Origin of the sequence: Amycolatopsis sp. (assembly GCF_035546795.1) — a bacterium.
Classification (GTDB): domain Bacteria; phylum Actinomycetota; class Actinomycetes; order Mycobacteriales; family Pseudonocardiaceae; genus Amycolatopsis_E.
Map to the genome: position 1 here is coordinate 253,197 of NZ_DASZWC010000004.1, position 6,523 is coordinate 259,719.

The 6,523-nt window shown below is 68.5% G+C and carries 7 protein-coding genes; 1 reads left to right on the forward strand and 6 read right to left on the reverse strand.

The annotated features are described in order from the left end of the window. Positions 1 to 3: 3 nt before the first annotated feature. From VHD82_RS06390 to VHD82_RS06415, 6 genes are all read right to left on the reverse strand, one after another. Positions 4 to 1,275, reverse strand: a complete 1,272-nt coding sequence (locus VHD82_RS06390) for a YeeE/YedE family protein (protein ID WP_325697975.1) — start codon at positions 1,273 to 1,275, stop codon at positions 4 to 6. Positions 1,276 to 1,473: 198 nt separating this feature from the next. After that, positions 1,474 to 1,713 carry a hypothetical protein gene (locus VHD82_RS06395; RefSeq protein WP_325697977.1) on the reverse strand — a complete coding sequence of 80 codons (240 nt, stop codon included), beginning with the start codon at positions 1,711 to 1,713 and terminating at the stop codon, positions 1,474 to 1,476. Between the two features lie 17 nt (positions 1,714 to 1,730). Next, the gene (locus VHD82_RS06400; RefSeq protein WP_325697979.1) at positions 1,731 to 1,937 is read right to left on the reverse strand and encodes a hypothetical protein; all 207 of its coding nucleotides are present in this window, start codon (positions 1,935 to 1,937) and stop codon (positions 1,731 to 1,733) included. A 26-nt stretch (positions 1,938 to 1,963) separates the two neighbouring features. Continuing rightward, positions 1,964 to 3,610: a hypothetical protein gene (locus VHD82_RS06405; protein WP_325697981.1), complete on the reverse strand. Its 1,647-nt coding sequence runs from the start codon at positions 3,608 to 3,610 to the stop codon at positions 1,964 to 1,966. 81 nt (positions 3,611 to 3,691) lie between these two features. Continuing rightward, positions 3,692 to 5,530 carry a hypothetical protein gene (locus tag VHD82_RS06410; protein WP_325697983.1) on the reverse strand — a complete coding sequence of 613 codons (1,839 nt, stop codon included), beginning with the start codon at positions 5,528 to 5,530 and terminating at the stop codon, positions 3,692 to 3,694. Between the two features lie 244 nt (positions 5,531 to 5,774). After that, positions 5,775 to 6,125 (reverse strand): DoxX family protein, encoded by a 351-nt coding sequence (locus VHD82_RS06415; RefSeq protein ID WP_325697985.1) that lies wholly within the window; start codon positions 6,123 to 6,125, stop codon positions 5,775 to 5,777. A 124-nt stretch (positions 6,126 to 6,249) separates the two neighbouring features. Here VHD82_RS06415 and VHD82_RS06420 point away from each other — a divergent pair, with 124 nt between their 5' ends. Next, complete coding sequence (locus tag VHD82_RS06420; protein WP_325697987.1) at positions 6,250 to 6,456, forward strand: RNA-binding S4 domain-containing protein; 207 nt, start codon at positions 6,250 to 6,252, stop codon at positions 6,454 to 6,456. Positions 6,457 to 6,523 lie beyond the last annotated feature (67 nt).

The following is a 6,523-nucleotide window of genomic DNA, read 5'->3' on the forward strand; positions in this document are numbered from 1 at the left end:
GCTTCAGCAGACGCCGTCGGAGGGCACCGGGTTCGTCAGCCCGAACAAGGGGCGCAGCTTGAGCCCGACCCACGTGCCACCGAGCGCGAAGATGCCCCACAGCCAGCCCTGTAAGCTGCCGGTGGAAATGCCCGCGAGGTACGCACCGATGTTGCAGCCACCGGCCAGCCGTGCGCCGACGCCCATCAGGATCCCGCCCAGGATCGCCGCAACCGCTGTCCGCCAAGGGATCTCCGAGCGGAACCGCCAGGTGCCCGCGAGCGACGCGGCGACCGCGGCACCGAGGATGATGCCGATGTCGGTCAGGCTCGTCTTGTCCGTCCAAATCGGACCGGAAAGTGACTTGGCGTTGCTGGTCGTCTGCCAGAACTCCCAGGTCTCCGGGTGCAAACCGAGCAGCTGCAACAGCTTCGCGCCCCAGAGCCCGAACGCGAACGTCACGCCCCAGGTCCCGCCGGACACCAGCACCACCGCGGCGGCCAGCACCCCCAGCACGACCGCGCCGACGAGCAACGGCCACGAACCGCGGTAGATCCGGGCGAACCCGCGTGCGGTGGGCACCGCGTCCACCGGCGGCGGGTTGCGGCGCGCCTGCACGACCCGCGTCACGAGCACGACCAGCAGCAGCACCGCGATGGTGATCGCCCACGAGCCGAGCCAGCCGACGTGGTCCGACAGCAGGAAACCCGAGACCTGTGGCCAGCCGGTGAAGATCGGGTACGCCCAGGTGTAGAGCACGGAACCGGCGACGAAGCCGAACAGCGTCAGCACGATCGACGACTGCCCGGCCCCCACCGCGAACAGCGTGCCGGACGCGCAGGCCCCGCCCAGCTGCATGCCGATCGCGAACAAGGACGCCCCGACGAACAGGGCGAGCCCGATCGGGCTGGCGGTGATCTTCGGCGTCACCCCGAACAGTCCGGCACCGGTGCTCGCGATGAGCGCGATCAGCGTGGCGGCCGTGCCGAGCAACAGCGTGTGCGCGCGCAGCCCTTCACCGTTGCCGACCGCGATCAGCTGGCGCCAAGCGGAGGTGAAGCCGAAGCGGGAGTGGAAAAGCGCGAAGCCCAGCAGCAGCCCGACCACGAGCAGCGCACCGAACTTCGCACCGTATGAGGCCCACACGTACCAGCTCGCGGCGACCGCCAGCACCGCGGCGATGACGAGCGGCACCACGCGGACCGGTTCCTCCGGCGCGGGGGTCGGTGCAGCACAGGAAGTGGGCGACGAGAGCAGGAACCGCCCGGCGGCTGGTCGCTCGGTGGTCGCGGACATCAGGGCTCCAAAAGGGGTTTCGGGGGACGAACCACGGAATACGTTAAAACCTTGTGAAGCTGTTTCACACACCGTCTCACTCCTTGATCCGGAGCGGTGGCCGGTGACACCTTGTGATCATCGAAGGACCAGCTTCGTGACGAGCGCCGCACCCATGGATGACCCGCGCCGTCGCCTCGGCGCGGGGTCTCCGGGCCGTCAGGAGCCGAAGCTCGGCAGGATCTTGCCGGGCGCCGCGTTGATCGAACGGACCAGCCCCAGCACCGGCACGCCCAGCGGGGCGAACGTGTAGATGTTGTTGAGCTGGCTGGTATCCGGCTCGTCCACCACGGCCACCCCGCCGTTGTCCTCGGCGGCCAGTGCCGGAGCCGCCGCACCGGCCAGCGCGAGGCCCGCCAGCACGGTCGCGGCCAGTCCGCGGACCAGGGTCTTCTTCATCGGGTCATTCCTTTCGTTCAGCCGGCCAGGAACGTCAGCAGGCTGTCGACCGGGGCCAGCGCCGCGGTCGGCAGACCGATCGTCGGATCCAGCACGGACCCGGCATCCACGCCGGGCACCAGCCAGATCGGCGTCTCGTCGGCACTGGCGATGCCGCTGCCCAGCGCGAACACGGCCGCGCCGACCGCACCGGCGACCAGCGCCCGCGAAACCACTCTCCGCACCCTTTCTCCTTTCTCCTGCCCGCCCGTCATTCGAGCGGGAAACTCACCGGGACCACGGTGGCGTCCGGGATCCAGTGCCCGGCGCCTTCGCCGATCATCGGCATTCCCGGCGCCTGTGGCTCGCCCGGATTCATCGGCATCGCGTTCACCTGCGCCGACGAGAACAGCTGCACCTTCTGTAGTGGCTCGGACGTGCCGAGCCACTGGCGGAACCCGTCCACCGTCGGGTTCTCCCCGCCGAAAGCGTCGCCGAGGGAGACCGCGTAGGTCACCGCGGTCTGCTCGCGCGGGTCGAACCGCAACGGAACCGTCGACGCCGAAACGGTGTTGACGATCGGGCCGGTCAGCAACCACGGCGCGAGGTAGAGCCCGTAGAGGTAGGTCGGCGCCGAACGCTGCTCCCGCGCGGCCTGGACCAATGTGTCGTAGGCGGGTGCCCAGCCGGACACCACGACGAGCGCGGCGTTCTGCTGCGGGGCGTCGACCACCTGCAATCCTTGCTGTTGAGCCGAAGTACGTACCACGTCGGCCGCGGCGGCGCCCCGGCGCGAGGTGTCGCCGACGAGCTGGATGGTTCCGGTGTGCCGTGCGGAGAGGAAGCCGACCAGCTTGCGCAGGGCGTCGGCGTCGTCATCGGACAGATAGTCCGCCGGGCAACGGTTGAGCGGTTCGTGCCGGCCGGCGACCAGCCCGCCCAGCGCGGCGGACGCGCATTCCGGCGAGTCCGGCCCGGTCACCACCGGCGGCCCCTCGCCCGCGTCCACTTCGAACGACGCCGACGCCGTACCGTTCGCGACCGGCAGATCCGTCCGGCCTGCGGGCAGATCGACTTCCGCCCAATAGCCCTCCGCGCCCGCACGCTGTGTCAGCGGGACACCGGCAACGGTCAGCCCGGCACCGGCGGCAGCGGGCACGTGCACCAGGTTGCGGCCCGGTCGCTGCGGACTCACCAGCACCGGAATGTCCTGTCCCCCAAGGGAGGCCGTGGTCAGCAGCGGCACGCCCGGGACCGGCAGCGCGGCCGGCGCGGGCAGCGCCACGAAGGTCGTCCAGGCCAGGAACGCGACCGCAATCCCGGCGATCCCCCAGCTGCGGCCGCGCACGAACAGCACGGCCAGCGGCAGCACCACCACTGCGACCAGCGACCAGCCGAACAGGGTCTCGTAAAGCCGGCGGTCGAACGCGACACCGGACAGCAGCAACTGTCCCGCGCCCGCGACCACCAGCAACAGCCCCAGCGACAACGTCAGCGCGCCGTAGCGGGGCGGCTTTTCCTTCAACTGGGCCAATCCGAACCACGCCGTGGCACCCGCGACGTAGACGGTGTCGGCCGCGAACTCGATACCCGAACGCCCGAGCGACGTTTCGACCACCACGAGCACCAGCAATGCCAGTGCGATCCACCTCGCCACCGGCAGTCGGCGCGCCAGTAGCACCGGCACGGCCAGCACGAGCAACGCGTGGATGACCGCGGCCACCACGTTGACGTCGAAGAAGATCGCCGACACCACCGCCGAAACAGCGGAGACACCGGCGAGCACGAAACGTGGCTTCGCCTCGAACAAGCCGCCGCCCGCGACCACCGCGGTCGCCAGCAGCAGCACCAGGCGCAGCAGCAACGCGGTGACGTCGAGGGTCACCGATCCCGTCGCACCGTGCGTCCCGTGATCCATCACAAGCCCTTCGAGAGGGCGGACAGCCGGCTTTTCGCCGCCTTGGCCGTGGCGAAACGCCGGCTGTCCGCGTTCAGGGGGTTACTTCAGATCCGCGTCGGCAACCACGAAGAGCTCCGAGTGCGGTTTGGCGTTCCCGAAATCGCCGTGTGGCCAGGATTTCCGGTTGAAGTTGATGCCAACCTGGCCGGTGAACTCGTCCCGGAAACTCTGATCGACGGCGAGGCCGCCGTCCGGGCTCAGGTTCACGATGTTGACCTTGTGGTCACCGTCCAAACCGGACCGTGCGACGAAGTAGTTCGACACCGCGAACCGGCTCACGTCGTCGGTGTTGTGGTAGTACCCGTCCGACCCCAGGGTGAAGTGGTCGTAGGTACCCCAGTGCGGACCGGCGCCCGGGGTCCCCGGGTTGATGGCCGCGGCACCGGCGAGCGTCGGCAGGACGCCGCCACCACCGTTCTGTGCCTGTTCCTTCGTCTGGATCCCGGGACCGGCCCAGTTCGGGCCCGCCGCCAGCAGCTTCTCGATGTTGAGGGTGTAGACGCCGCCGACCGTGCCGGGATCATCCGGCCCGAGCGTGCCCTTCTGCCGCCCGACGATCGCGTGGTACAGGAACTTGTCGTCCGGGCTGGTCTGGATCCAGCCCGCGTTCGAGCTCGCCCCGATGCTGTCGTTGTTCGGCGAGAAGCCCTTGTTCGCGGCCCCGTCGTCGAACACCTCGTACCAATGCGGCTCGGCCGCGGTGATGTCCGGCGTGTAGAACACAGCACCGCCCTGCATGGACTGGGCGAAGGCGCCCTTGTGCCCCGGCAGGTTGGTCACCGTGGTCTCCATGACCGCGCTGTCCTCGCGGTACAACGGGTCATAGTCGTTCGCCCGGGGACCGGTCGGCAGGTAGGAAACCGCTTTCAGCTTCGGATTGTTCCGGTCGCTGATGTCCCAGGTCCGCACGGTGGGCCGGCGCAGGTACGGCGACGGTTGCTTCACCGGGTCGAGAATGATGTTTCTCGGCTCGGCGTAGTCGCTGGTCACCAGCGTGTTCAGGTCCTCGCGGGCCTGGATCCCGTGCGGGTTGGCGCAGGTGGCCTGCCCCAGTTGCGGGAGGTTGTCGCAGACCTTGGAGTTGTCGCCCTGCGGGGTCGCGGCCGAGGTCTGGGAGAGCACCTCGCCGTTCTGTCCGAAGTGGACGACCTCACCGGGACTGCCGGCGAACCCGTTGCCCACCACCGTCTGCCCGTTGGCATACGTGTACGGACCGGGTACCACCGGGCCGCCCATGTACGTGCCGTAGGACGTGCCGTCCTTGAGCGTCCAGTACGCGTCGGGCACCGAACCGCCGAGTGTCTGCGTGGGCAAACTGATGCCCTTGAGCTTCAACTCCGGCAGCGCGCTGACGTCGAACGCATACGTGGCCGCCGCGAACAGCGCGCCCGCGTAGACGGTGTCGCCCTTGTTCCACACGTACTGCATGTGGTGCGGCTCGTTCTCCACCAGCGGGCCGACGGTGGCCGTGTTGACCACCTTGCCGTAGGTGGAGGATCCCTTGGTCGCGTCGATGACCGCCAGGAAGTCGGGGCCTGGCAAGGCGTTCTTCACCTTGTTCAGTCCACCCGCGACGGTGCCCGGCAGGTTCTTCACGTCCTTGACCGCGGTGTCGGCGACGTTCTCGTCACCAGCCCAGACGAGCAGCCATTCCTTGCGCTGCGCACCTTCGGACTTGATCTTGGCGAGATCGCTGCCGACCAGGTGGTTCTGCACCCAGTACGACTTGCCGTCGGACGCCGTCTTCGAGTCCGTCTTGACCTGCACGTCGGCGTAGGCGCTGGTGGTGGCGCCGGTGTAGGTGATGGCTCCCGCCGCCAGCGCCAGCGCGGCACTGCCGGTCAGGAGTTTTCGCCATCTCGGCGATTTCAGGCGCATCGATACTCCGGTTCTCGGTTGCTGTTCCGTGCCCCCAGCGGGCACAGCTCTCCCCAGTCAGGCGGGGAAAGTCGATTACGCGGTCAGTGCGCGCCCACTGATCAACATGAAGCGAGATGCTCTCGGGATTGCACAAAGACTGTCAAACTTGTGTCAAAGATTGAGAATCACCCACAAGTGTGACTAGCCGAGGATGAGCGCCCTGTGTAGACAGTTCCCGAACGACGTTGGGGGTTTGAGTGTCCTAAAGGGAGACGACGCGGAGCACGAGCGCCGCGATTCCGAAGATCAGGTACACCGCGGGCGTCTGCGCGCCCTGCAGGTCGCGCTTGCGGAGATGCGCCCCGACTGCGCCGACGAAGTACAGGACGACACCGACCGCGGCGGCGATCCCGAGCGGGGCCCACCAGATCCCGGCCACGAGCCCGGCCGCCCCGGCGATCTCGCACCCCGCGAGGAAGGGGAACAGCTTCAGGGAAACGCCGATGCCGGTGAGGCTGTCCACGACCATCTCGGCCTTCGTCAGCTTGGCCGCCGCCGAACTCAGCAGCACCGCCGCAAGCAGCGCACCGACGATGATGTAGCCGAGGTACATGACTCCGAGGTTAGCGGGCCACACCGTTGTCGGGTTTGGCGGCAACGACTTCCCGCCCTGGGCACACGGACCGCGCCGCGGGGTCTGGCGGGTGCCGGCCCCGGGCACGCGCGATGATGTCGGAATGCGCGAAGTTGTGGTCAGCACCGACTCCATCAGGCTCGGCCAGTTCCTGAAGCTGGCCGACGTGATCGACGTCGGTTCCGATGCGCGGTCACTGCTGGAGAACGACCAGGTCCGGGTAAACGGTGAGGCCGAGAACCGCCGAGGCCGTCAGCTCGTGCGCGGCGACATCGTCGCGGTCGGCGACACCGAGCTGCGGGTGGGGTGAGGCTATCGCCGCGAATACACCGCTGGCCGACCGCCCAGCGATCGTGCCTCCGAAAAGGAGGGCCAAG